This window comes from Laedolimicola intestinihominis, assembly GCF_040096155.1.
GTDB lineage: Bacteria > Bacillota > Clostridia > Lachnospirales > Lachnospiraceae > Laedolimicola > Laedolimicola intestinihominis.
Genome location: NZ_JBBMFE010000002.1, coordinates 330,368 through 355,987, shown reverse-complemented (window position 1 = coordinate 355,987; position 25,620 = coordinate 330,368). Strand labels below are relative to the sequence as shown.

The 25,620-nt window shown below is 49.1% G+C and carries 25 protein-coding genes, 2 pseudogenes and 1 riboswitch; of the genes and pseudogenes, 15 read left to right on the top strand and 12 right to left on the bottom strand.

Annotated features, from left to right (window positions below):
* Positions 1 to 116 precede the first annotated feature (116 nt).
* The gene (locus tag WMO29_RS04110) at positions 117 to 758 is read right to left on the bottom strand and encodes a GntR family transcriptional regulator (protein ID WP_349163875.1); all 642 of its coding nucleotides are present in this window, start codon (positions 756 to 758) and stop codon (positions 117 to 119) included.
* A 210-nt stretch (positions 759 to 968) separates the two neighbouring features.
* Between WMO29_RS04110 and WMO29_RS04105 the strand changes: the two genes are divergently transcribed.
* Positions 969 to 1,970: an asparaginase gene (locus WMO29_RS04105; RefSeq protein ID WP_349163873.1), complete on the top strand. Its 1,002-nt coding sequence runs from the start codon at positions 969 to 971 to the stop codon at positions 1,968 to 1,970.
* A 151-nt stretch (positions 1,971 to 2,121) separates the two neighbouring features.
* Here WMO29_RS04105 and WMO29_RS04100 read toward each other — a convergent pair whose 3' ends face one another.
* The 4 genes from WMO29_RS04100 to malQ are packed head-to-tail and all read right to left on the bottom strand — an operon-like array spanning position 2,122 to position 6,832.
* Positions 2,122 to 3,501 (bottom strand): UDP-N-acetylmuramoyl-tripeptide--D-alanyl-D-alanine ligase, encoded by a 1,380-nt coding sequence (locus WMO29_RS04100; protein WP_349163878.1) that lies wholly within the window; start codon positions 3,499 to 3,501, stop codon positions 2,122 to 2,124.
* 3 nt (positions 3,502 to 3,504) lie between these two features.
* A complete protein-coding gene (locus WMO29_RS04095; protein ID WP_178038258.1) occupies positions 3,505 to 4,554 on the bottom strand; it encodes a D-alanine--D-alanine ligase in 1,050 nt (349 codons plus the stop codon).
* Between the two features lie 13 nt (positions 4,555 to 4,567).
* The gene (locus WMO29_RS04090; protein ID WP_178038257.1) at positions 4,568 to 5,299 is read right to left on the bottom strand and encodes a lysophospholipid acyltransferase family protein; all 732 of its coding nucleotides are present in this window, start codon (positions 5,297 to 5,299) and stop codon (positions 4,568 to 4,570) included.
* Between the two features lie 9 nt (positions 5,300 to 5,308).
* Positions 5,309 to 6,832, bottom strand: a complete 1,524-nt coding sequence (malQ, locus tag WMO29_RS04085) for a 4-alpha-glucanotransferase (protein WP_349163872.1) — start codon at positions 6,830 to 6,832, stop codon at positions 5,309 to 5,311.
* 187 nt (positions 6,833 to 7,019) lie between these two features.
* Here malQ and WMO29_RS04080 point away from each other — a divergent pair, with 187 nt between their 5' ends.
* The 7 genes from WMO29_RS04080 to WMO29_RS04050 all read left to right on the top strand — a co-directional run bounded on the left by WMO29_RS04080 (position 7,020) and on the right by WMO29_RS04050 (position 12,530).
* Positions 7,020 to 7,433: a protease complex subunit PrcB family protein gene (locus tag WMO29_RS04080; protein WP_349163871.1), complete on the top strand. Its 414-nt coding sequence runs from the start codon at positions 7,020 to 7,022 to the stop codon at positions 7,431 to 7,433.
* A 46-nt stretch (positions 7,434 to 7,479) separates the two neighbouring features.
* The gene (locus WMO29_RS04075; protein ID WP_349163870.1) at positions 7,480 to 9,039 is read left to right on the top strand and encodes a DUF3794 and LysM peptidoglycan-binding domain-containing protein; all 1,560 of its coding nucleotides are present in this window, start codon (positions 7,480 to 7,482) and stop codon (positions 9,037 to 9,039) included.
* A gap of 240 nt (positions 9,040 to 9,279) precedes the next feature.
* Positions 9,280 to 10,173: a 4-(cytidine 5'-diphospho)-2-C-methyl-D-erythritol kinase gene (gene ispE, locus WMO29_RS04070; RefSeq protein WP_349163869.1), complete on the top strand. Its 894-nt coding sequence runs from the start codon at positions 9,280 to 9,282 to the stop codon at positions 10,171 to 10,173.
* Positions 10,173 to 10,868: an FCD domain-containing protein gene (locus WMO29_RS04065; protein WP_178038253.1), complete on the top strand. Its 696-nt coding sequence runs from the start codon at positions 10,173 to 10,175 to the stop codon at positions 10,866 to 10,868. The genes ispE and WMO29_RS04065 overlap by 1 nt, the downstream gene beginning before the upstream one ends.
* 61 nt (positions 10,869 to 10,929) lie before the next feature.
* Positions 10,930 to 11,238, top strand: a complete 309-nt coding sequence (locus WMO29_RS04060; protein WP_349163868.1) for a hypothetical protein — start codon at positions 10,930 to 10,932, stop codon at positions 11,236 to 11,238.
* Positions 11,231 to 12,055 carry a glutamate racemase gene (murI, locus tag WMO29_RS04055; RefSeq protein WP_349163866.1) on the top strand — a complete coding sequence of 275 codons (825 nt, stop codon included), beginning with the start codon at positions 11,231 to 11,233 and terminating at the stop codon, positions 12,053 to 12,055. The genes WMO29_RS04060 and murI overlap by 8 nt, the downstream gene beginning before the upstream one ends.
* A gap of 19 nt (positions 12,056 to 12,074) precedes the next feature.
* Positions 12,075 to 12,530 carry a DUF1934 family protein gene (locus WMO29_RS04050; protein ID WP_178038250.1) on the top strand — a complete coding sequence of 152 codons (456 nt, stop codon included), beginning with the start codon at positions 12,075 to 12,077 and terminating at the stop codon, positions 12,528 to 12,530.
* A 47-nt stretch (positions 12,531 to 12,577) separates the two neighbouring features.
* Here the strand turns inward: WMO29_RS04050 and WMO29_RS04045 are convergent, their stop codons facing one another.
* On the bottom strand, positions 12,578 to 13,021 hold the full coding sequence (locus tag WMO29_RS04045) for a hypothetical protein (protein ID WP_178038249.1): 444 nt from the start codon (positions 13,019 to 13,021) through the stop codon (positions 12,578 to 12,580).
* Positions 13,022 to 13,158: 137 nt separating this feature from the next.
* Between WMO29_RS04045 and cls the strand changes: the two genes are divergently transcribed.
* From cls to WMO29_RS04025, 4 genes and pseudogenes are all read left to right on the top strand, one after another.
* The gene (gene cls, locus WMO29_RS04040; RefSeq protein WP_178038248.1) at positions 13,159 to 14,640 is read left to right on the top strand and encodes a cardiolipin synthase; all 1,482 of its coding nucleotides are present in this window, start codon (positions 13,159 to 13,161) and stop codon (positions 14,638 to 14,640) included.
* A 140-nt stretch (positions 14,641 to 14,780) separates the two neighbouring features.
* Positions 14,781 to 15,848 (top strand): trigger factor, encoded by a 1,068-nt coding sequence (gene tig, locus WMO29_RS04035; RefSeq protein ID WP_349163865.1) that lies wholly within the window; start codon positions 14,781 to 14,783, stop codon positions 15,846 to 15,848.
* A 178-nt stretch (positions 15,849 to 16,026) separates the two neighbouring features.
* Positions 16,027 to 18,366 (top strand): ferrous iron transport protein B, encoded by a 2,340-nt coding sequence (gene feoB, locus WMO29_RS04030; RefSeq protein ID WP_349163864.1) that lies wholly within the window; start codon positions 16,027 to 16,029, stop codon positions 18,364 to 18,366.
* A 47-nt stretch (positions 18,367 to 18,413) separates the two neighbouring features.
* Positions 18,414 to 19,221, top strand: a pseudogene (locus tag WMO29_RS04025) (MFS transporter).
* A gap of 48 nt (positions 19,222 to 19,269) precedes the next feature.
* On the opposite strand, the gene WMO29_RS04020 reads toward WMO29_RS04025, so the two are convergent.
* Both WMO29_RS04020 and WMO29_RS04015 read right to left on the bottom strand, forming a co-directional pair.
* Complete coding sequence (locus tag WMO29_RS04020) at positions 19,270 to 20,013, bottom strand: TraX family protein (protein WP_349163863.1); 744 nt, start codon at positions 20,011 to 20,013, stop codon at positions 19,270 to 19,272.
* 25 nt (positions 20,014 to 20,038) lie between these two features.
* Positions 20,039 to 21,406: an NAD(P)/FAD-dependent oxidoreductase gene (locus WMO29_RS04015; RefSeq protein WP_178038243.1), complete on the bottom strand. Its 1,368-nt coding sequence runs from the start codon at positions 21,404 to 21,406 to the stop codon at positions 20,039 to 20,041.
* A gap of 21 nt (positions 21,407 to 21,427) precedes the next feature.
* Positions 21,428 to 21,524, bottom strand: a riboswitch (purine riboswitch).
* A gap of 111 nt (positions 21,525 to 21,635) precedes the next feature.
* Here WMO29_RS04015 and WMO29_RS04010 point away from each other — a divergent pair.
* Positions 21,636 to 21,749: pseudogene (locus tag WMO29_RS04010) on the top strand (sporulation transcriptional regulator SpoIIID); the annotation flags it as partial.
* Between the two features lie 165 nt (positions 21,750 to 21,914).
* Here WMO29_RS04010 and WMO29_RS04005 read toward each other — a convergent pair.
* The 4 genes from WMO29_RS04005 to WMO29_RS03990 all read right to left on the bottom strand — a co-directional run bounded on the left by WMO29_RS04005 (position 21,915) and on the right by WMO29_RS03990 (position 24,458).
* Positions 21,915 to 22,598 carry an alpha/beta fold hydrolase gene (locus WMO29_RS04005; protein ID WP_349163862.1) on the bottom strand — a complete coding sequence of 228 codons (684 nt, stop codon included), beginning with the start codon at positions 22,596 to 22,598 and terminating at the stop codon, positions 21,915 to 21,917.
* Positions 22,599 to 22,626: 28 nt separating this feature from the next.
* Positions 22,627 to 23,229 carry a Type 1 glutamine amidotransferase-like domain-containing protein gene (locus tag WMO29_RS04000; RefSeq protein ID WP_349163861.1) on the bottom strand — a complete coding sequence of 201 codons (603 nt, stop codon included), beginning with the start codon at positions 23,227 to 23,229 and terminating at the stop codon, positions 22,627 to 22,629.
* A 61-nt stretch (positions 23,230 to 23,290) separates the two neighbouring features.
* Positions 23,291 to 23,815: a flavodoxin family protein gene (locus WMO29_RS03995; RefSeq protein ID WP_349163860.1), complete on the bottom strand. Its 525-nt coding sequence runs from the start codon at positions 23,813 to 23,815 to the stop codon at positions 23,291 to 23,293.
* A gap of 118 nt (positions 23,816 to 23,933) precedes the next feature.
* Positions 23,934 to 24,458: a hypothetical protein gene (locus tag WMO29_RS03990; protein WP_040647981.1), complete on the bottom strand. Its 525-nt coding sequence runs from the start codon at positions 24,456 to 24,458 to the stop codon at positions 23,934 to 23,936.
* Positions 24,459 to 24,653: 195 nt separating this feature from the next.
* On the opposite strand from WMO29_RS03990, the gene WMO29_RS03985 reads away from it, so the two are divergent.
* Entirely contained in the window at positions 24,654 to 24,998 is a 345-nt protein-coding gene (locus WMO29_RS03985; RefSeq protein WP_349163859.1) for a hypothetical protein, read from the top strand.
* 409 nt (positions 24,999 to 25,407) lie between these two features.
* Complete coding sequence (locus WMO29_RS03980) at positions 25,408 to 25,560, top strand: hypothetical protein (RefSeq protein WP_349163858.1); 153 nt, start codon at positions 25,408 to 25,410, stop codon at positions 25,558 to 25,560.
* Positions 25,561 to 25,620 lie beyond the last annotated feature (60 nt).

Sequence of the window (25,620 nt, the reverse complement as noted above, 5' to 3'; positions counted from 1 at the left end):
TTAAGCAACCGCGCCTCGGCGCGAGAATGTGCCAACGGCACATTCTTTTTTATACTCATGCACTTTCGAAAATATAAAATAATTACATTTTAGAGATGAGATGACAGAATGGAGGCTCAATGCAGATAAAGTCGTTTTTCTACAAAATCGATCTGGTCGGCGGTGATACGATGCGCCTGTTCCAGATCCCGTTTCTTCATGGCAGCCGCAAGCTGAATATGCATATCGAGAGAATTCTCCAGATTAGAACGTCCGTCTATCAGGAGATCTCTGCGAAGCCGGTTAAATACATTTTCAAGGGCGGAGATGAGATATACATTTTTTGTGAGCCTGGCGATAGAAAGATGAAAAGTCAGGTTCAGCGCATGATATTGGTTATAGAAATCCGGATCGTCCGGATCGATTTTCTGATTGGCCAGTTCAGAGATTTTGTCCAGTTCAGAGTCGGAAGCAAATCGTATCGCGTATTCCACGGCCCAGCATTCCAGAATGGAGCGGTACTGGCAGAGCTGCTGCAGCTCGGAGAACGAAAGCTTGCGGATGAGATAGCCCTTTCTTGGAATCTTATCGAGGATTCCTTCCTGGCACAGGGTATTTAATGCTTCCCTTGCAGGGGTCCGACTTACCTGAAAGTGTGCGGAAACTTCTGCTTCTGTAATAAAATGCTCGTCATAAACAAAATTATTAATGTCATTTCGAAGCTGTTCCAGAATCGTCTCCGTGGCGGAAAGATTTTTCTGATTCAAAGTCAATGCCATAGCTCTACTTCTCCTAAATTCTTTAATAAACAGATGAATTCAAATTTATTATAAAGGTATTTCAGACAAGTATCAATGGGAGAACGGAAAATTTCAGAAAACCTATTGACCATTATGTATTTCTGTGATATACATGTGATATACATATATACAAACGAAATCACAGGCTTATGTAGAGGGTTTTTATAGTAGAAGAAAGGGATAATTTTAATGAAACGAATATTACTGATCCTGACAGGCGGAACTATTGCGTCGGTAGATACGGACGAGGGTCTCCGTCCGGGGATTACCCCGGAAGATCTCCGGAAAAGTCTTGCGGAGATCACGGATTTCTGCGAGATTGAGATTCTTCCGTTGCTGAACGTGGACAGCACCAATATTCAGCCGGAGCACTGGCAGATGATTGAAAAGGCTGTAGAAGAAAACTTTGACAATTATGATGGTTTTGTAATCACACACGGGACGGATACCATGGCATATACGGCTGCGGCTCTGTCCTACATGATTCAGAATCCGCATAAGCCCATCGTGATCACAGGTTCTCAAAAACCGCTGGTGAAAACCATCACCGATGCGCGCAAGAATTTGAGAGACAGCTTCCGCTTTGCCTGCGAGGAAAATGTCAATGGTGTCTATCTGGTATTTAACGGCGAAGTGATTCTGGGGACCAGGGCCCGTAAGGTCCGGTCTAAGAGCTTCAATGCCTTTGACAGCATCAACTACCCGATAGCGGCTTTCGTGGACAATGACCGGGTGGTGCGTTACGTGGAGCTGAAGGGCGAAGATAAGCCGGTCAGCTTCTCACAGAAGCTGGCACCGAAGGTTTTCTTATTGAAGCTAGTACCGGGTATCAAACCGGATATTCTGGATTACATTGGGGATAATTATGACGCGGTTATCATTGAGAGTTGCGGCGTAGGCGGCATTCCCTTTGCGGATGAGCGGAATTTTCTGGATAAGCTGGAAAGCCTGACACGGAAAAATTGTATTGTGGTGATTGCGACGCAGGTTATGCTGGAGGGCAGTGATGTGGAGCTCTACGAGGTGGGCTTTAAGGCGATGTCGCGCTATCATCTGTTGCAGGCTTATGATATGACGACGGAGGCGCTGGTGGCGAAGCTGATGTGGCTGCTGGGGAAGGGGTATGATTTTGATACCTTTCAGAGGGAGTTTTACAGGCCGGTGGCGAATGATCTGTTGCGGGGGCAATAATTAAATAATGGTATGTGAAGACGGACGGGCAGGGGCTTTGTTGTTTTCCAGTGTACAGCGTTTATCGGACACTGGAGAACTACAAAGTCTCTGCCCTGGTTCTCAATAGTATACTTGTGTGTGGAAAATTTTCGCTTGGTCTCCGGCTGTCTTAGTTGCCGTGATCTTCGAGCCACTTTACGATCTCCGGGAACTCCATGAAATGGGAAGCTTTTACCAGAATGGAGTCACCCTGCATCAGCAGCAGCGGCAGCGCCTCGAAGAGAGCCTCTTTTGTATCAAAGTGTTTACAGATAAGCTTACCGTCCGGATCTTTTGCATGTACGCCTTTTACTAGCTCTTTGGACAGCTCGCCTACGGCGAAGATGGCGTCGATCTGGTTGTCGGCGGCGTGGCAGCCTACGTTGTAATGGAGTAGCTTTTCGTTTTCACCCAGCTCGCCCATATCGCCGAGGATTGCTACTTTACGGCCCAGTGCATTGGTCAGCACATCCAGGGACGCGGCCATGGAGACTGGGTTGGCGTTATAACAGTCGTCGAGGATATCCCATTTGTCCGTATGGATCAGATGGTTTCGACCGCTGACGGGCTTCAGAGTCTCGATTCCGGCCCGGATCTCGTCCAGGGTCAGACCCAGCGCCAGGCCTACGGCTGTGCCGGCCAGGGCGTTGTAGACCATGTGGTGGCCGGGTATCGGAATGGTGGCGGTGAAGCGGCCTGCTTTGGTCACAAAGTCGCAGCGGCTACCGGCCAGCCCTAAGTTTTCCACGTTTTCGGCGTAGAGATCCAGAGAAGGATCCAGGCCGAAGAAGGTCGGCTGCGGGGTTCGGCTTTTTAGTGTGATGAGTTTATCGTCGTCGCCATTTACAATGATCTGCGCGCCTGGCATGGCCTGGTCGAACATTTCGGTTTTAGCCTTCAGGATTCCGTCCCGGGTTTTCAGGTTTTCCAGGTGGCAGAGACCGATATTGGTGAGAACGCAGACAGTCGGCTTTGCCATGCTGGCAAGCGTGGTCATTTCTCCAAAGTCGCTGATTCCCATTTCCAGGACTGCCGCTTCGTGTTCTTCTCGGATGCGGAAGATGGTCAGCGGCAGGCCGATTTCGTTATTGAAATTGCCTTCGGTCTTCAGTACGTAAAAATGCTGTCCGAGAATCGAGGCAATCATTTCTTTTGTGCTGGTCTTGCCTACGCTGCCGGAGATCCCCACCACCGGAATGGTCAGAGTGCTGCGGTAGCAGGCTGCGATGGCCTTGATGGCTTCCAGTGTGGAAGAAACCTGGATATAGGGTCCGGCAGGCTGCTCCGGCGCGTCCTCACAGAGGACGCAGGCTGCGCCCTTGGCGAAGACGGACGGAATGAAGGTATGGCCGTCAACCCGCTCGCCTTTTACGGCCACGAAGAGATAGCCGGGCTCTACTTTGCGGCTGTCAATGACCACGCCGTTTACCTCGACAGTTTTTAAGCTGTCATCGCCCACATAGGTACCGCCGCAGGCTGTTGCAATTTCTGCTAAAGACATATGCTTCATCATTTATACCTCTTGATTTTTCAGGGAAACCTGAATCAGCTTTTCGCACAGATCCTCGAAGGACATGCCCAAAGCAGCAGCCTCCTGGGGCAGCAGGCTGGTGGGCGTCATACCCGGCAGCGTGTTGGCTTCCAGGCAGTACATTTCCAGGGTTTCTGTATCCAGCATGAAGTCCATGCGGGCATAGGAGCGCATGCCAAGTGCTTCAAAGACCATCTCTGCGTAGTGCTGCATTTTCTGAGTCAGCTCTTTGGGCAGATCTGCCGGGCAGGTCTCGATGGTACTTCCGGCCTGGTATTTGTTTTTATAATCATAGAAGCCGTGAATCGGCGCAATCTCGATAATCGGGTAAGCCTTGCCGTCTACTACGCCCACAGAGAACTCGCGGCCGGAGACGAATTGTTCAATGATGACGTCGTCGCCGAAGGAATAAGCATCGTCAAGAGCCTTCTGCAGCTCCTCGGGCTTCTCCACCCGGTAGGTTCCCACGCTGGATCCACCGCAGGTGGTCTTTACCATGCAGGGATAGGGGACAGTGGACGGGTCAATCTTCTGACCGTTCTTAGCGGTGATTCCCTTCGGGGTCGGGATTCCTGCCGCACGGAACATCTGCTTGGACAGGCTCTTATCCATGGCGATAGCGCTACTCAGATAATCGGTTCCGGTATAGGGAATGCCCATCAGATCGAAGGTGGCTTGTACGCGGCCATCTTCGCCGTTGGCTCCGTGAAGTCCCAGAAATACAATGTCAGCCATATCGCAGAGCGCCAGCACATTGGGACCGAACAGGCTCTTGCCGCCGTCCTTGCGGAGCTCCTTCAGATGAGACAGATCCGGCTGTTCTGCAGAGATGGCGGTTACATCCTTATCCCATTCCACATTTGCCTTAAAAATATCTTCATTGATAGCCAGGTCACCTTCATAGCCCAGATACAGATCAACCAGAATGGCATCATGGCCTTTCTTTTTCAGTGCGCGGTAAATATTGCTTCCGGAAATCAGGGATACATCACGCTCGGTGCTGGTTCCTCCGGCTAAAACTACGATTTTCATAATATCCTCCTAATTATAACAATGCCTTATTCTTATCCAACATTGTCTGAATCTTCTGCTGGGTATAAGCACCCAGGAATTTTTTCTCTTCTTTGGAGAGCTCGGAGACCAGAATCGGCTCGCCGTACTCCAGAATCACATGACAACGGTGGATAAACGGGATGTGATCCTCGAAAATCTCCGCGGAATTGGTAATGGCCATGGGAATAATCGGACAGCCGGTCTTCTCAGCCATCTTCATGCTGCCTTCCTTAAAGGGAAGCAGCTCATCGTGGTGATTTCTTGTTCCCTCCGGGAAAATGCAGATGGAGATTCCATTTTTAATATATTCTATTCCCTTGAGAATCGTTTTCAGTCCGGCCTTAATGTCATCCCGATCCAGGAACAGGCAGTAGAGATTCTTCATCCAGTCCCGTAAGAGCGGATAGCGCAGCATTTCGATTTTGGCCACATAGCCGGTAAGCCTCGGACAGCGGGCGTAGGTCATCACCACGTCGAAATAGCTGCGGTGGTTGCCCACATAGAGCACCGCTTTGTCCTTTGGCACATTTTCTTCGCCGATGACTGTGAGCTTTACGCCGGTCATGAACATGATTAGCTTAAACGCGCCCTGCACCAGGCGAAGAGAACTGTAGTCCTTCCATTTTTGGTTAAATTTTCCAATTACCCACTCAATGAGCAGAAGCGGAATTCCAAGAATCAGAAAGCCAAAAAGCACAATTGCTACAAGTATTAAACGTATCATGGCAGCCTCCTATCGTCCGAACAATTCCGTCATCTGGCGCAGTCCGCCGGCCATGCCGGGGTTCAGTTCGCCTTCGCGGAAACGCCATTCCCAGTTGTGTTCTGCAGTTCCCGGCGTGTTCATGCGACAGTCGCTGCCCACCTTTAGAAGATCCTGTACCGGGAAAATGGCGTAGCGGGCAACGGTGCCCAGGCAGATCCGGATGAAATCCCAGCTGACGCTGGAAGCGTCGGTGTTCATATAGCGGCGTACCTTGTCACGGGCATATTCGGATGTGTGCTGATACCAGCCCACGGTGGTGTCATTATCATGGGTTCCGGTGTAGCAGATGCAGTTGCGGGTATCGAACTGGTGGGGCAGGAAAGTACTCTCGCCGCCCTCAAAGGCGAACTGCAGAATCCGCATTCCGGGGAAGTTAAACTGGTCGCGAAGCGCTACCACTTCGGGCGTAATCAGGCCCAGATCCTCTGCGAAAATGGGAAGGTCGTCGCCCAGCTCTTTCTGGATGGCCAGAAACAGATCCGCGCCCGGTCCCTTTTTCCACTCGCCGGTCATGGCTGTCTCAGCGTCCACCGGAACCTCCCAATAGGCCTCGAAGCCCCGGAAATGGTCGATGCGCACATAATCCACCTGGTCAAGCTGATGCTTTACCCGGTCGATCCACCAACGGTAGCCCTCTTTTTTATGTTCCTTCCAGTCGTAGAGCGGATTGCCCCACTTCTGGCCGGTAGCGCTGAAATAGTCGGGCGGAACGCCTGCCACTGCGGACGGATAACCCTTGGTATCCACCTGGAACAGCTTCCGGTTGGCCCATACGTCGGCGCCGTCGGGGGATACGAAGATGGGAATATCGCCTACGATGGCAATGCCTTTGTCGTTGGCATATTTTTTCAGCGCATACCACTGGGTATCGAACATAAACTGCAGGAAAGCCTGATAATGGATGCCCATTTTCAGTTTCTCCTCCCAGAATGCCCGGTTCTGCTTATCCAGATTCCGCAGGGCCTCGGGCCATTTGGTCCAGGGGAGATTGTCCTGCTCCTCCTTCAGGGCCATGTAGAGGCAGTAATCGGCGAGCCAGTCCTCATTTTTCTGGCAGAATTCATCGTAGTTTTTCTGAAGATCCGAATCCTCAGACTTTTCGAAGCACTCAAAGGCCTTCTTATAAAGGGGATACTTGTATTCGCGTACCCGGTCATAATCCACCCGACCCGGGTCGAAATTCGGAATATTCTGCAGGTCGCCCTGCTCCAGTAGTCCGGCCTTCAGAAGCAGCTCAGGGCTGATGAGAAGCGGTTCGCCCGCAAACACGGAATAGCCCTGATAGGGTGAGTTGCCGAATGAGGTGATGGGTACCATGGGCAGAATCTGCCACAGATGTTGCCCGCTCTCGGTCAGAAAATCTATGAAATCATAGGCGCCCTTTCCAAAATCACCGATTCCGTAGGGGGACGGGAAGGAAGTTGGGTGTGCCAGAACGCCGCTGTACCGGTAATTGGTCGGATCCTCGGCGGTAGTCATTTTTAAACGCATAATTCTCCTCCTTGGGGTGAAGCTTCACCTTCCGCTATTATAATAAAAAAGCCATGAAAAAACAAGGATTACGGGGGATTTCCCTAAAATATCAGTCGCCGGGAAGGCACAGGCGGGACAGAAAAGGGAATGGGACGTGCCCGGGCGCCATAGATATAGATAAAGACAGGGAGACGGTAAAAAGAAAATGACAGGAAAACGGATGATAGCGGCAATTTTTATGCTGTTGCTTTCCTTAAACTTTATCGGCTGTAAAATGCAGACCAATGCCACAAAAAAGCTTTCCGATCTGGATTACACCATCGTATCGGGACGGGAGCTGCCGGATGAACTTTACGATATTCTGGAGGAAAAGAAAACCGAAAGCTTCAAACTGACTTATGAGGAAAACGACGGGCTGTATCTGTGCGTGGGATACGGACAGCAGGAGACCGGCGGCTACAGCATCGCAGTAAATGACCTGTACCTGACGGAAAATGCCATCTATTTCGACACCAGTCTCATCGGTCCGGGACCGGAGGAAGGAGCCGGGAAGGAGAAAAGCTTTCCGTATCTTACGGTGCGAATCGCTTATCTGGATAAACCGGTGGTATTTCAGTAAAACCGGGCATAGATTAGATAAAAGGAAAATAAGGAGGCAGAAATTTATGGAGCTTGTCCGCAGAACCATCCGTATGACCAGACAGAAGGGAAAAGCGGTCAGTCAGATGACGCTGGACGATGATTATAATATTCCGGAGACCATGCCGGATGTGAGTATGATTGTACAGGAGAAAGGCGATCTGGAGATCGGGGAAGTCCGGGTAGAAAATGGCCGGGCGCTGATACGCGGAAATCTGCGTTTTTATGTCCTTTATCTTGACGATTCAGATGAGGGCGGTCTACATAGCGTCAAAGGACAGATTCCATTTGAGGAAAATATGAATGTGGAGGGGGCGAAAGACGGCGACAGCCTGAAGCTGAACGGCATCCTGGAGGATCTCTTTGCAGTTCTCATCAATTCCCGGAAAATGGGAATCAAGGCTGTGGGAACCCTGGAGCTGACTGTGGAGGAGCTGGCGGAGGAAGCCCTGACCACAGCCCTGGAGGGCGGGGAACAGGCGGAAATCCGGACCGAGCACCGGACGGCTGCGGCTCTGACGGTGCAGAAGAAAGATACCTGCCGCATTAAGGATGAAATCATTCTTCCGGCCAATAAGCCCAATATCCGGGAACTCATCTGGCAGGACGTGGCCTTACGCGGCATGGAGCTTCGACCCGGTGAGGATGAAATCCTGATCAAGGGTGAGCTGGGGGTATTCGTACTCTATGAGAGCGAGGAAACGGAGCAGAAAACCGGATGGCTGGAGCAGAGCGTTCCTTTTAACAGCCATATTGATGTTCATGGCAGCAGGGAGGGCATTGCGGCCAGTCTGGGAGCTGTGCTGGCAGGGGCGGAGCTGGAGGTGAAGCCGGATTACGACGGTGAGCTGCGGGTGCTTCATGTGGACGCGGTATTGAACCTGGATATCCGCATGTATGAGGAGGAAGGCGTCGATCTGGTGGCTGATGTATACAGCCTGAAAAAAGAGCTGATTCCGGAAAAGGCGGAGACGGACTACGAGCGCCTTCTGATTAACAGTGCTTCCAGGTGCCGGGTATCGGGCCGGATGACCACGGAGCAGACGGATATGCAGATTCTGCAGATTTGTCACAGCAGCGGAGAGGTGAAGCTGGATGACTGTACGGCTGTGGAGCAGGGACTTCGGGTAGAAGGCGCCGTACAGGTGGAAGTGCTTTACATCACCTCGGATGACAGCCATCCGATTCTATGTCGGAAAGAAGCAATTCCATTTGAGCAGCTTATCGAGGTGCCGGGCATGACAAAGGACAGCGTCTGGTATCTGGATGCTATCCTCGACCAACTTGCGGTGGATATGGTCAGCGGGACGGAGATGGATGTGAAGGGTGTGGTACTGCTGCAGATCCTGGTGCTGGCAAAGGAGCGGGCGGAGCATGTGGTGTCCGTGACAGAGGAGCCGCTGGATCTGACGGCTCTGAAAGCGCTGCCTGCTTTTGTGCTTTATGCGGTACAGCCCGGCGATACGCTATGGGAGATCGCGAAAAGCTGTCGCAGCACGGGAGAGCGCATCTGTGAAATCAACGGCTGCGCGCCGGAGGAGATCCGGCCCGGAAAGAAGCTGATTCTGATAAAAGAAGTGCGGTAACTATTCAGAACAGCCCGAAGCACTAGCTGCTGAGGGCGTATGAACATGATTTGGGAGTGCAAAATCCCATCGGCGAAGCCGATTTCCATGGATTTTGCATTCGTAACTGGTCAGGTACTGAACAGTTACGAAATACAATAAGAGACAGGAAAATGGAAAGAGATGGGGGTAAAGATTTCTTGCATTTTACCCCCATTTTTGCTATACTGTGTATACAAAAAACACAGGAAGTACAATACTATGGATAAGATGCAGTTAAAAGCACTGGCAAAGATCAATCTGGGTCTGGACGTGCTCCGGAAAAGGGAAGACGGATATCACGACGTACGGATGATTATGCAGACAGTGCGTATTTTTGATCGTCTTGCGCTGGTGAAGCAGGACAAAGAAGGAATCCGGGTCAGAACGAATCTCTACTATCTGCCCGCCAATGAAAATAATCTGGTATATAAGGCTGCGAATCTGCTATTTGAGGAGTTTGACATTCCGGGCGGACTTTCCATTGATTTGAAGAAATATATCCCGGTAGCAGCAGGTATGGCAGGCGGAAGCTCCGACGCGGCGGCTGTTCTCTACGGCCTGAACCGCATGTACGGTCTGGGCCTGTCCCAGGAGCAGCTCATGGAGCGCGGTGTGAAGATCGGCGCCGACGTGCCCTATTGTATCATGCGCGGAACCGCCCTGGCTGAGGGTATCGGAGAGAGGCTGACTTCCTTACCGCCCATGCCGCCCTGCAACATTCTGGTGGCCAAGCCAGGTATCAGCGTATCGACCAAATATGTCTATGAGAACCTGCATGCCAATGATTTAAGACCGGAGCAGCATCCGGATATCGACGGCATTCTGGACGCCCTGAAAAAGCAGGATCTCCGGGGTATGGCAGAGGCCTTACGGGACGGCAATGTACTGGAAACAGTGACCGCGAGTGCCTACCCGGTCATCGGAAAGCTGAAAGAGACTATGGAAGAGAACGGAGCGGCTGTAGCCCTGATGAGCGGCAGCGGCCCCACCGTATTCGGTATTTATGAAGATCGGATGCAGGCCCGCAGAGCGATGGCGGCCATTCGCAAAAGCCGCCTGGCGAAGCAGCTGTTTCTGACCACACCGTATAATAACAACAGGAGGAATGGCTGATGAGTCAGGAAATTAACGCAACTATGAATGAATATCTTCCGCTGCGGGACGTGGTATTTCAGACCCTGCGGCAGGCGATTTTAAGAGGCGAGCTGGAACCGGGCGAACGTCTGATGGAGATTCATCTGGCAGACCGTCTGGGCGTAAGCCGTACGCCGATCCGTGAGGCCATAAGGAAACTGGAGCTGGAAGGCCTGGTTGTGATGATTCCGAGACGGGGAGCCATCGTGGCCAGCATTACGGAAAAGGATTTGAAGGATGTGCTGGAGGTGCGGCGCACACTGGAAGTAATGGCGGCGGAGATCGCCTGCGACCGGATTACGCCGGAGCTTCTTGATGAGCTTGCCGAGGCCGGTGAGGAGTTCCGCAAGCTGAAGGATTCCGACGATTACACCAGCCTGGCGGCGGCGGACGTGAAGTTCCACGATATCATTTACGCGGCTACGGACAATCAACGCCTGATCAGTATTCTAAACAATCTGCGGGAGCAGATGTACCGTTACCGTCTGGAGTACTTAAAGGATACGCACAGCCATGAGAAGCTGGACGGCGAGCATCAGGCCATCTTTGAGAACATCAGGAACGGTGATAAGGAAGCCGTGTGTACCATGGTAGGACAGCATATCGATAACCAGAAAGAAGCAATTCTGGCCGCCATCCGGGAAAATGAGAAAAAGAAAGCGGAGAAGGCATAAAAGCTTCGCATAAAAAGCAAAAAACAGGGTATCCTCTGGAAAATGATTTTCAGGAGGAGCCATGAATATAATAAAACAAATACTTGAAAATAAATGGAAAAAAGATATCGAAACTTATGTCAGAAGGCATGGGGAGCTTGCATTGCTTATCTTATCGCTGCTTCTGGGAGCGGTGGGAACCTGCCTGTACGCCGGATATGTACAGAAATCGAAGCCTGTCCGCGTAGAGCAGACAGCCTGGTGGGGCGGCCTGTACCCGGATTACTGTATGCCGGGGGCGGCGGAAAAAGAAGTGCGGATCCGGTTTCGATATCTCACATTTTTGAACCAGAAAGAGCCGGAGGCTTATATAGGAGAAACAGATGAATGATTTAAGAGAGGCCCCCATCGGCGTCTTCGATTCCGGAATCGGCGGCCTGACGGTGGCGCGAGAGATTATGCGTCAGATTCCGGAGGAGCGGATCGTGTACTTCGGAGATACGGCGCGGGTTCCCTATGGAAGTAAAAGCGGTAAGACGATTATCCGCTATTCCTGTCAGATTGCTCGCTTTCTGAAGACCAGAGGCGTGAAGGTCATCGTGGTGGCCTGCAATACAGCCAGCGCTTACGCGCTGGAGGCACTGCAGCAGGAGATGGATATCCCGGTGATCGGCGTGGTGCGTCCGGGAGCCCGCGTGGCAGCCAGAGAGAGCATCGGCGGTAATATCGGCGTCATCGGTACGGCAGCTACCGTGGGAAGTCATATTTATCAGAAATACATACAGAGCCTGCGTCCTGAGGCACAGGTGTTTGAAAAGGCCTGTCCCCTGTTTGTACCCCTGGTGGAAGAGGGCTGGCGCAAGGATCCGGTGACCCGTATAGTGGCGGAGCGCTATCTGCAGGAAATGAAGGAACGAAAGGTTGATACGCTGATTTTAGGCTGCACCCATTATCCGCTTCTGCGTTCCATGGTGGCAGACATTATGGGACCGGATGTGGTGCTGGTGAACCCGGCCTATGAGACGGCGATGGAGCTGAAGCAGCTTCTTAGACGGGAGAATATAGAGAATTGCGGCGGCAGTAAGATCGAGGAGAATCCCTATGAATTCTTTGTCAGTGATCAGGCGGAAAAGTTCCGGACCTTCGCGGATTCCATTCTGCCCATTGATATTACAACGGCGAAGCAGGTTCCGATCGAGGAATATTAGAAACAGAGGTGTATCAGAGGTGAAAAAAGAGATTCTGCTGAGTATTGCAGGTCTTCATATGATAGAGGAAGAGGACGGTAATGTGGAGGTCGTTACAGCCGGGGATTATTATAACCGGAACGGCAAGCATTACGTGGTCTACGATGAGGTTGTGGAAGGCTTAAGCGGTCATATCAGCAACACCATTAAAATTGGGGACAATTCCCTGGAGGTTATGAAGCGGGGACTGACGAATACCCGGATGATATTTGAAAAGGGAAAGAAGACTTTAACCCGTTATCAGACGCCTTATGGAATTCTGGATCTTAGCATTCTGGCCAGAGATGTAAAGGTGGAAGAGACGGAGGATGCCATTGACGTGGCGGTGGATTATGTGCTGGAGGTCAATGAAGAGCATCTGGCTGAATGCAATATTAAAATGAATATCCGGCCCCGGGAGGCGGGAAACTTAAGTCTCCAGACGCCGGAAGCATAAAAAACAGGAGTTCTGAATCGGAACTCCTGCTTTGCTTTTCGCATTATTTACTTGTTAAACAGACGCTTGAAGAAGCCTTTTTTCTTCTTCTCCGGCACTTCCAGTCCGCCGCGGGCGCTCTTAATCTCGGTGATATAGATACCGCTGACTACGACCTTGACTTCCTTTTTAACCGGAAGCAGTTCAAATACCTGCGCGTCGCAGGCAAGGGTCATGATCCTGGGACCAACCTTGGCTTTGACGATGGGCATCTTGTTCCGGCGAAGAAGCTTCGGGGTCTGCTCAATGACCTGCTCCGGCAGGCCTGACTGGGACAGCCTCAGCTTTTTCTTGTCAATGATCAGCATGCTGACGGTCTGTGCTACTGCGTCCATCTGCTCCTTCTGGGCGATCTGACGGCGCTGCGCTTTTCTTCCTACAAAATAGAGAACCACCAGCGCCACAACCAGCACCAGCAGAATCACGATTAATGCGATGGTAAGCTTTGACATAAACTTATTCCTCCTGGGTCATTCACATGAGTGATATTATAGCAGTTTTTATGGTAAAGTGCAAGGAAAAATGGTAGAATGCAGGTAACAGTTCAATACAGCCTGAAGACAGGAAAGTCGTAACAGGAGATGAGTGTATGGAAATTCTGATTTGGCTGGGACATTTTCTCATCCGGATGGCAAATTTCTGGATGGAGCATCTGATTTTTATTAATATTATACTGTCGATTGTCATTGTATTTTTCGAGCGCCGAGATCCGAAGACCGTGTGGACCTGGCTGCTGGTGCTGTATTTTATCCCGATTCTGGGCATCTTCCTGTATTTTATTATCGGTTATGATTTTCATAAGAGACAGATGTTCCGGACAAAGGAAATCGAGGACGCCATGTGTTCGGCGGTAAGGGGGCAGGAGGAAAGCATCTTTCGGGACGAGTTCGCGCCCAGCGATCCGCGTCTTCGGAAGTTCTCGGACACAGTACTGATGAATCTGGAGGCGGCGGACGCGGTCTACACAGCGGACAACGATGTGGAGATATACACCGACGGCAAAGAGAAGTTCCGGGCGCTCTATGAAGAGATTGAAAAGGCAGAGAAATTTATTCATATTCAGTACTATATTATCCGAAATGACGAGCTCTGGAAGCCTTTTGAGGAACTGTTGGCGCGAAAAGTAAAAGAAGGCGTAGAAGTCCGCATCCTCTATGACAGCATGGGCTGTCGGAGTATGAAGCACTCGGACTGGAGGCGGATTCGATCTCTGGGTATTCATGTGGGCGAGTTTTTTCCGGCTATTCTCGGAAGCCTGCAGCTTCGTGTAAACTATCGAAATCATCGGAAAATCGTAGTAATTGATGGGAAAACGGCCTTTGTTGGGGGCTTCAATATCGGACGGGAATATATTGGACTGTCGCCGAAATTCGGATACTGGCGCGACACCCATCTGCGCATCCGTGGAAGCGCGGTGCTGGCTTTGCATATCCGGTTCATTCTGGACTGGAATTACGCGACAAAGCAGAATCTGTTTGCCCGTGACAGCTATTTCACTTACCGGCCAGAGGAAAAGCCGGGCAGCGAAGCCATCCAGATTATTTCCAGCGGACCGGACTCCAAGTGGCAGAATATCCGCAACGTCTACCTGAAAATGATCAGCAAGGCCCGAAAGAGTATCTACATTCAGACTCCTTATTTCATTCCGGATAACGCAGTGCTGGACGCCCTGCGGATCGCGGCCATGTCGGGCGTGGATGTGCGGGTGATGATTCCCTGTAAGCCTGATCATCCCTTTGTGTACTGGGCGACCTACTCCTATATCGGTGATCTGCTGGCAGCCGGGGTCAAATGCTATACGTATGATAACGGCTTTCTGCACGCCAAGGGCATGGTGGTGGACGGCCTGGTCAGCTGTTACGGCACCGCTAATATGGATATCCGAAGCTTCAAGCTGAATTTCGAAGTCAACGCAGTCATTTACAGTATCAGAATAGCCCGCCGGATGGAGGAGATTTTTCGGGAAGATCTGAAGGTCTGCACGCAGGTGACAGAATATCTCTACGGAAAGCGTTCTTGTCTGGTGCGGATCAAGGAACAGTTTTCCAGACTGTTTTCGCCGGTTTTATAAGGATTTAAGAAAGGCTTAAGAAGCTTTTTCTTGCCCGTGGGCAGAAAATATGATATGGTAGGAAAAACGGTATCCGTGTTCAGATAGACAGAGGGGAGTTTGACTTCGGATTCGGACAAAGAATAAGAGGAGAATATACAATGAGAAAGAAATGGATTACGGCTGCACTGGTGTGTACCCTGGTACTGACCGGCGGCTGTGGAAAAAGCAAGAACGCAGAAGCAGACAATAGCAGTACAGACAGTACGGCTTCCGGCATTGCGGGACAGTATCCGGACAGTAAGATTACAAAGCTTGGCAATTATAAGGGCGTGGAGATTGCGAAGGATAACGTGGAGGTAAGCGACGATGAGGTGCAGTCTGAGATCGATAACCTGCTGGCTTCCTATCCGGAATATCAGAAGCTGGACAAGACAACGGTAGAGGACGGCGACTGGGTCAATATCGATTTCGTGGGTAAGAAGGACGGCGAGGCTTTCGAAGGCGGTTCCTCCAGTGAGGGCGGATATGATCTTCTGATTGGTTCCGGCTCCTTCATCGACGGCTTTGAGGACGGTCTGATTGGTAAAAATGTGGGTGACAGCTTCGAGCTTCCGCTGACCTTCCCGGATACTTACACGCCGAACCCGGATCTGGCCGGTCAGGACGTGGTATTTGATGTGACGATCAATGCCATCGAGGAGCAGGTGGATGCGGAGTGGAACGATGCCTTCGTGCAGAAGAACACTGATTATGAGACTGTGGACGAGTATGTGGCAGCCACGAAGGAGAGCCTGCAGCAGCAGAAGGATTCCGATAAGGCTTACTACGTGATGGAAGCCATTGTAAATGATTCCGAGTTTGAATATGCGGATTCAGATGTACAGGCGCTGGTGGACACGCAGAAGCAGCAGTATGAGCAGTACGCGTCCTATTTTGGTATGAGCCTGGATGATTTTCTGAGCAACAGCGGCATGACCGATGAGAAGCTGGAGGAGAACGCAAGGTTCCAGATCGGCTGCACCCTGGCCATCGACGCCATCGGTAAGGCTGAGAACATGACCGTATCCGACGAGGAGTACCAGAGCGGCCTGGAGGAACTGGCAAGCCAGTACGGCGCAGAGTCCGGCGAGGCCTTTGAGGAGCAGTACGGCAAAGAGGACGTCGAAAACAGTATTCTGTATGATAAGATCATGGATTATGTGGTAGACCAGGCAGTCGTAAAATAAAGCAGAAAATGTCAGAGAATGTAAGGCGCTTCCGAATATCGGGGGCGTCTTATTTTTGTGTCAGGAAATGCAGAAGTTTGTCATAAATAACTTGACAAATGCGTCCATCTGTCATACCTTTACAGGAGAAGATAAATGATAATATTTCTCAATAAGACAAAAGTAAAAGAGGCAGAGTATGACATTAAGAGAATTACCGATCGGGAAGACCGCCACCGTCGTTTCAGTAGGCGGAGAGGGAGAGCTGCGGCAGCATTTTCTGGATATGGGATTGATTCCCCAGGGCGAGGTGACCATGGTGAAGCTGGCCCCCATGGGAGATCCCATGGAGCTTCGGATTCACAGCTATGAGCTGACCCTGCGTCTGGCGGACGCGGAGAAAATCGAGATTGAAAATATCCGGGACGCGAAAGAACAGAAGCCCAAAGTAAAACGGGAAGCTATCGATCATCCGGGTCTCGGCGAAGGTGGAAAGTATCATTTTAAAGAGACAGAAAATCCCCTTCCGGAGGGAACGCTGCTGACCTTTGCGCTGGCAGGCAATCAGAACTGCGGAAAGACCACCCTGTTCAACCAGCTGACCGGTTCCAATCAACATGTGGGTAACTTCCCCGGCGTTACCGTAGACCGAAAGGATGGCGCTATCTGCGGAAAAGAAAATACCCTGGTGACGGATTTACCGGGTATCTATTCCATGTCCCCCTATTCCAGTGAGGAGATTGTAACCCGAAATTTCGTGCTGAATGAGCATCCGAAGGGAATCATCAATATCGTGGACGCCACGAATATTGAGCGGAATCTGTATCTGACCATGCAGCTCATGGAGCTGGATATTCCCATGGTTCTGGCTTTAAATATGATGGATGAGGTCCGGGAAAACGGAGGCTCCATTCTCATCAACCGCATGGAGGAGATGCTGGGTATCCCGGTGGTTCCCATTTCAGCCGCGAAAAATGAGGGTATTGACGAGCTGGTGTCTCATGCCCTCCATGTGGCAAAATATCAGGAGCGCCCCCAGGAAATCGACTATTGCGACGCCAATGAGGACGGCGGCGCGGTACACCGCTGCCTGCACGCCATTATGCATCTGATCGAGGATCACGCCAGGGAAGCGCAGATTCCGGTGCGGTTCGCGGCGTCCAAGCTGGCAGAGGGCGACAAGCTGATTCTGGAAGCGCTGCATCTGGATCAGAATGAAAAAGAGATGCTGGAGCATATCGTAACCCAGATGGAGACCGAACGTGGTCTGGATCGGGCGGCGGCCATTGCCCACATGCGTTTTGATTTTATCGAGAGTGTCTGCGATGAGACGGTGGTAAAGCCTCACGAGAGTAAGGAGCATCTGCGCAGCGTCAAAATTGACCGGATTCTGACGGGCAAATATACAGCCATTCCCTGCTTTGTGGGAATTATGGGCCTGGTCTTTTATCTGACCTTCGGTGTCATCGGCGCATTTTTGTCGGATCTGCTGGATCAGGGCATTACTGCGCTTGGAACCGCTGTAGATCACTGGCTGACGGTAGGCGGTGCCAGCGACGTCATCCATTCTCTTGTGAGCGATGGTATCTTTAACGGCGTGGGCAGTGTGTTGAGCTTTCTGCCGATCATTGTCACCCTGTTTTTCTTCCTGTCCCTGCTGGAGGACAGCGGTTATATGGCCCGCGTAGCCTTCGTTATGGACAAGCTGCTGCGTAAAATCGGTCTGTCCGGACGAAGCATCGTGCCTATGCTGGTGGGCTTCGGCTGTACGGTGCCGGGCGTCATGGCCAGCCGTACCCTGCCCTCTGAGCGTGACCGGAAAATGACCATTCTGTTGACGCCCTTTATGAGCTGCTCGGCGAAGCTTCCAATCTATGGCTTCTTTGCGGCGGCCTTTTTCCCGGGAAAAGCGGCTCTGGTGATGATTGCCCTGTATTTTGGCGGAATCGTGATGGGAATCCTGATGGCGCTGCTGCTGCGTCACACCATGTTCAGCGGCGAAGCGGTCCCCTTTGTTATGGAGCTGCCCAACTACCGGCTTCCGGGCGCAAAGAACGTGGGACATCTTTTATGGGATAAGGCAAAGGATTTCCTGCAGCGCGCATTTACCGTTATCTTCATGGCGACGCTGGTAATCTGGTTTCTGCAGACCTTCGATCTGCATCTGACCCAGGTAACGGATTCCCAGAACAGTATCCTGGCTCATGTAGCCGGTGTGATTGCGCCGATCTTCAAGCCCATGGGCTTCGGCGACTGGCGGATCTCCACAGCACTGATTACGGGCTTCCTGGCCAAGGAGAGCGTGGTATCTACCCTGTCCATCCTGTTTGGCGGAACCGGAGCGTTACTGAATGTCCTGACTCCGCTGGCAGCAGTAAGCCTTTTGACCTTCTGCCTGCTTTATACGCCCTGTGTGGCAGCCATTGCTTCCATTAAGCGGGAGCTTGGCGGAAAATGGGCCGTGGCAGTTGTGATTCTCCAGTGCGTAATTGCATGGATAGCGGCGTTTGCGGTACACACGGTGGGGATGCTGCTGTAATGTTGTATACAATGTACTATCATTCCCCTGGGAGAGAAAAATAAAATATGAGTTTTTTGTTGGGTATTATTTATCTTTCTTTTATCAGCCTGGGACTGCCGGACGCCCTGTTAGGTTCGGCATGGCCGAATATGTATCCGGAGTTTCAGGTTCCGGTGTCCTACGCAGGTATGATTTCCATGATCATTGCGTTTGGAACGATTTTGTCCAGCCTGCAAAGTGATCGCCTCACCAGACGCTTTGGAACGGGTAAGGTGACGGCGGCGAGTGTGGGGATTACCGCCCTGGCGCTGTGGGGCTTTTCCGTCAGCCACAGCTTTCTCCAGCTGTGTTTATGGGCGATTCCCTATGGACTGGGAGCGGTACTTACCGGCGGAGCCGCGTGGAATAAGGGATATCGGGTTATATCGCTTTTGCAGATTGTACTTACGGCAGTTTTGATCATCAGTCTCCCCAAGTGGAAGGAAGAGAATCCTGCGGGAGAGGAAACAAGGGGTGGGAAACCGCTCACCTTCAGGGAAATTATTTCCATTCCGGGGGCAAAGGCAATCATGCTTTGTTTCTTCTGCTATTGCGCTGTCGAACAGACAACGATGCTTTGGGCAAGCAGCTACTTGAATCTTGCAAAAGGAATTGACGCCAAAACAGCTGCTTCCTTTGCCGGAATATTTTGGAGCAGAACGTTCGCAGGCCATGATAGGAGTCCAGATGGCAAGCGCCTATGTCGGCATATGTCTGATGCCACCCTTCTTTGGTCTGCTTGCAAATCACATATCGATCCGGATACTTCCTCTATACTTGCTGCTTTTTCTTGTAATTATGGGAATAATGTATGAATTGTTGAATAAGAAATAAGAAAGAGGCTGCCGCACGAAACTTAAATTCGTGCGGCAGCCCCTTTACTTAGCGGTTTACATAATTCAGAATCATTGCCAGCGTCAGCATATGCACCGGATAAAATCCATAGCACAGATACTGGAAGGGCTTGCTGTGGTAGCCCTGCCGTCCGCGGTATAGCCAGATAGGAATCAGCGCCAACAGCGCCAGTCCCTGCTGACAGATCTCAAATTCGTTCCCAAACAGGTGAATGGGATACATCAGACCACCCAGCATCTCCACATTGACCCAGTAAAGCGCAAGGAGTTGTCCCAGCAGGCACCACCATTTCCGTCCCCGGAAAAAATAGAAAATAAATACCGTCAGTATGCCCGCACCGTAGTAGTCAACCATGCCCAGGGTTCCCAGCAGCGTCCAGATTACCGTGACCAGGGCTGCCATAAGCAGGTACAGCCAGGTTTTCTGCTTTTTACGTACAGTCTCCATCAGACGGACACCGAGAAGAGCCAGAAGCAGCGTCCAGATTACGTTCTGGTGAACCGGATAAAACCAGGTTCCGCCGTACATCAGATCAAAGGGGATCTCAGAGAGAACCGCGAATAACAGCAGACGCTGGGCGTATTTTTTAAAACTGTGGGTGTGAAAATATCCTTCTACCGCCATAAACGCAAAGATGGGAAAGGCCAGTCTTCCGGCGCAGGTCAGCCAGTCCAGGGACGGGAGAAGCGTAGCCCAGAGATGATCCATCAGCATCAGCGTCATGGCAAGGATATGCAGCGCCGCGGCGCTTAAGTCGTGATTTTTTTTCATTTACTACCTCAGAATGATTGGGATTTTATAATCTGGCGGCAATCTGTCTGGCCACGTAGACTCCGCTTGCGGAAGCGTGGGACAGCGAATGGGTAATACCGCTTCCGTCGCCGATGATATATAAGCCCTCGTGACAGGTCATAAGATTGTGATCCAGCTCGACCTCCATATTGTAGAATTTTACTTCTACGCCATACAGCAGGGTATCATCGTTGGCGGTTCCGGGCGCAATCTTATCCAGTGCGTAAATCATTTCGATAATACCGTCCAGGATTCGTTTCGGAAGAACCAGACTTAAGTCTCCCGCCGCGGCGTTCAAGGTGGGCACAGTAAAGGATTCGCTGATTCTTTCCGGAGTGCTTCTGCGGCCCCGGATCAGATCGCCGAAGCGCTGGACAATGACTCCGCCGCCTAGCATATTGCTTAATCTCGCGATACTTTCTCCGTATCCGTTGGAATCCTTGAAGGGCTCTGAGAAATGCTTTGCGACCAGTAACGCGAAGTTGGTATTATTGGTCTGCTTGGCCGGATCCTCATAGCTGTGTCCGTTTACGGTGACAATTCCGTTGGTGTTCTCGTTTACGACTTCTCCCTTGGGATTCATACAGAAGGTACGCACCAGATCCTCGTATTTGGAGGTACGGTATACAATCTTGCTTTCGTATAATTCGTCTGTCAGATGGGAGAAAATTCCGGCAGGAAGCTCCACACGCACGCCGATATCCACGCGGTTGGAATTGGTATGGATATTCAGATCACGACATACCTGCTCCATCCATTTGCTGCCGCTCCGTCCTGCGGAAATTACACATTCTTTTCCCTCATAACAGGAATCCCCGTGATAGATCCGATATCCCTGCTCCAGCTTTTCCACCTTATTGATAAAGCAGTTAAAATGAAAATCCACGTTCTTTTTCAGATGATCATATAAGTGCTCCAGAACGATATAGTTAATATCCGTTCCCAGGTGTCGGACAGAAGCGTCCAAAAGATGCAGGCCATTTTGCATACAGCTGGTTTTCAGACTGGAACCGGCAGTGGTATACAGCTTTGTGCCCTCGCCGCCGAAGGCCAGATTAATCTTGTCTACATATTCCATCAATTCCAGGGCGGATTTTTTCCCGATATACTCATACAAGGTACCGCCAAAATCGTTGGTGATATTGTATTTTCCGTCTGAGAATGCCCCTGCGCCGCCAAAGCCGCTCATAATAGAACAGTTTTTGCAGTGAATACAGGATTTGATTTTATCCCCGTCAATGGGACAGTGACGTTTTTTTAATTCATTTCCCATTTCAAAAACAGCAATCCGTAAATCCGGTCTTTTTTCCAATAATTCATATGCGGTGAAGATGCCTCCCGGCCCTGCGCCTACAATCAATACATCATACATTTCCGTTACCTCCTGAAATAAAAAAATGACTACCAATAGGGTAGTCAACCAGTTTGGCGGTTGGTAGAAACGTCTGCCCATTTTGCAGACTTATACCCAATTTATTATACCTGAAAAGAGGTATGGTTTCAATACCGGGTTTTACTTCTATAGAGAATCTGTTTCCGGCAGGGTATAACCGCAGTTCTCCCTTCATAAGATGTAAAAAACGTTCTTATGGGGGAAAACCTTGAAGGATTATATCGAAGAACGCGCGGTAAACATTGCGAATTATATCATAGAAAACAATGCGACAGTGCGTCAGACGGCGAAGAAGTTTGGAATTAGTAAGAGTACGGTACATATAGTGGTGATGAAATAGAACGACAAACCAGAGTGGTGTATTGGCTAGAATAGCGATATAAAAGGAAAGGGCTGTATTTACAGCAGCCCCTCGTTCATGGCGTGATGTAAGGTTGATAAAGTGGAAGTTTCCACTCTGTTCAAACATGTAACAAATGGGAAGATGTCAAACCGTTTTCAGAAACGCATCAACCTCCTGATTAAATGTCTTTGGATTCTTGTTTGCAATAAAATGATTTCCTCGAATGATGGCTAATTTCGCATTTGGAAGATATTCAGCGATTTTCTTTGTATGTGATTCTTTGATCATATCCTTTGTTCCGCAAATGACCAACGCAGGCATTGAGATTAGCGACAATTCAGACGGCTTGATATTCGGCTCGTTTACCATTAAGCCGAGCATTTCGGCATTTCTTTTGGCAGCTTCAGACTTACCGGCAAAGCGGCTTGCAATCTTATATCCAATTTCAATTGGGATTTGCGTTGTTCGTTTCACGCCCATTGGTTCTAGGTTACCGCCGTTCAAGATTAGGCCCTTCACCATACTGGGATGCTTCATTGTAAATTTCATTGCAATGTTTGCTCCGTCCGAAAACCCCAAAATTATCGCATTTGAAATCTGATGCCCCTGCATAAAATCGTATAAATCGCAGGAGAATTGCTCAATGGTAAAGGGTGCCTCACCTCTCGGAGATTTTCCATGACCTCTTGTATCTAGCGCAATTACATGATATGCGTTTTGAAAATAATCTATTTGATTTATGAAGTAGGAGCTATCTTCGCCATTTCCATGCAAGAGTATAAGCGGTTCGCCGGTTCCTTTTTCCTGATAATATAATTTAATATCCATTTTGCCCTCACAAACTTGAATTTTCAAATTAGTCTTTGCAAATAACCTTTGAACCTTCACCGTCAATTACAATTCCCTGACGGTTGTTAATTGGGCATAGATTCAAATCCGAAAACTCAGTCATTATTTTCTCGGTAACTTTCTTAAATGGCGCTGTAAGATAATGCGGAAGAACATAGAAATCAATCAAATCAAGCCCTGCATCATCTTCTTGTGAGTAGTCCTCCGGCTTTTCATCCATTTGCTGGATATATTGGATGCTTGGAGCGCATATAATTGCGCCTGCCGACTCGCCGATCATCAATTTTCCATTTGCCAATTCCTTTTTCAGCAGCCCATTAGTTCCCGTTTTACGGAGCCGGTCCATAAGAAAAAAAGAATTTCCGCCGGTAAAATATATCACATCTGCATCTTCAAAAACAGACTGTATCGTTGAATAAGCCTCCGTTGAAATATCAATTTCAGTTACGATTGCTCCCAACTTTTTGAATAATTTTCGAGCCGAGCCGACATAACCGGTGTAGCCTTCACGCAGCGAAGCTGTTGGAATAAATGCGACTTTCTTATTTTCAATTTCTTCCTTTATCAGACTCCCTACACTTGAAAAATGCGAACATAAAAATAGTTTCATCAATATTCTCCTTTATAAATCCCGATTTCTCAGTTTCAAAAACTGGATTTTGGTGTGTGCTTTATAAATTTTTTCCAATCCACTCAAGTTCGTTCATGGAATCCTTATTTTTTTCAAGTTCATCTCTGGCTGTTGCATAATATGATTTTTTGAAAAGCATATCCCATGAAAGATATTTTGCCATACAGTCAAACTGCTTATCAATCAGCTCATACTGAATGTTGCCTACGGGAGAACCACCTACAACAATTGTGCCAACTTTTTTGTTTTTTAACTGCAATCCACGGCAGTAGCACTTATCAATGATAAGTTTCAATTGTGCTGACATTCCCCACCAATAAACTGGTGTAGCAAAAAGAATCATATCTGCGGCAGCAATTTTATCAATGGTAGAATTTGTATCATCCTTATCGACGCATCCCTTAGAGCATTGACAGACACCACATCCCTTGCATGGTGCAATGTTGAGTTTGTCGGGTTCAATGATTTCAATTTTATTCTTTTCTGACGCTCCTTTTATAAATGCATTGATTGCTGCCAGCGTATTTCCTTTTCTGGCACTTCCATTAATGATTACAATTTTCATGCGTGTATCCTCCAACTTCCGATTTTAATGTCTCTATTATACCATAATGATACTATTATAAAAAAGGAAAAAGAGCTCCTTCGAGCTCTTTTGATTCAGTTCTGTAAACTGGAATTTGTCAAAGAGGATTATTCCAATATTCCACAGTATTTCTATTTACATCATAAAAAGTAATATTACCCGCATTTATAGGCAAGACAATCGCAAAAGGTTTATTGCGGTCAATATCAACCACTTGAATTGTGTTGCCATCATCTATTTCAAGTTGTTGCACCTGCTGTTGATTCATAGAAATAAAAGCTCGTTCATTATATCCCTCTACAGTAAACTCCACAATTCCTCTTTGAATCCCCGAAAGAGTTCCACCTCCACGGAAAAAATATCCGAAGGAAAGTCCTGGACGATTGACATAGACGGAAAAAGAATGGTCACTCAAATCCTGAGGGTAAGAAATATATGCAGCCATCGTGCTGGAAACGCTTCCATCGACCGTCCAATCATCCTTAATCTTCTGCGACGAACGAATATCTGCCTCCAGCTTAGATGAAGTCACGCCGATCTCATTGTTCGTATAAAGAAAACAAACAAATAAAATACAAGCAAGAACAACCCCTATCACAATTTTAAGAAATATTTTTTTCACGCTATCAAAACTCCTTGTCAACTTTCGATTTATCACTTTAACAATAGGCCTTATAGCGAAAAAAATCAAGACAGTGGGAATATAAAAATTTAGTTCAAATTCACCCTCTCGGGCCGAGGACAAATTACGGAAGAACATTTATGATAAAGAGGACAACATATATCAATAAACGCAATGCACAGATAAGGGGGAAATATGAACTTTATAGTGAGAACACCGCTTCGGTTGAATCTGGAAGATCCGGAACAGGCAGATATTTATCAGGTATTGAAAAATCTGGACAGGCATATCTATAAGTCGCAGAATCAATTTATCGTGGAAGCTTTGAAGCATTATATCAATGATAGTGGAGCGGATGTGTTGATGGAACAGAAAGCTTCAGAAGAAAAAAGGTATGTGACAATGGAAGAACAGGAGACGATGAAAAAAGAATTGAAAGAAGAGCTGCGAAAGGAATTACTGGATGAGACGCGCGCAGAGGTTGTGAGACTCCTGGGGCAGTATGCGGCAGGCAGCCATTGGGGTAGCAGAGAAAACTGATTTGGTGCCAAAAAGTAGTGTCAAAACGAAAAAGTGACATTAAAAAGTGGTGTCTAAAGCGAGAAATGGTGTCGAAAAACGGCACCATTTTGTTATATCAGGGGTTTTAGGGGATTTTCCCCTAACCAGAGGGTATTTGGACGGTGACGTCACAAATGCGTATCTGGCCGTAGACCCCCTGGGGTTACGTTGGATAATGATGATAAGCATAAAAATACCATCTCGCAGTAAAGCTGCGTGGATATCACGCTGATTTGTCACTGCTACGGTATAAAATTCCTGAACTCAATAGAATATACTATCCCCGTAAGAATATGTCTCAACCGCCGGATATTTCACAGGACTATTCTAAGAAATTCTGTCATAGGAATGGATAAAGAAATGGAAATGAGGGGAGTGGGAGCCGGGAATGAAGAAGCGGAAGCTGAATTACAGATTTCATAATCCCAACACAGCAGAGGCGACCACTGCTTATTTGTTGAAAGTATTATTGGAAGTCAATGCTGCAAAGGTGGAGAGAGTAATTCAGGAGAAAGTATGGAGCCAGGAAAAGAATAGTTGAAAATTTCTGTTTACACAGGTCTTCTGCGTGATATAATAAAGTTGTAACAGAACGATTCAA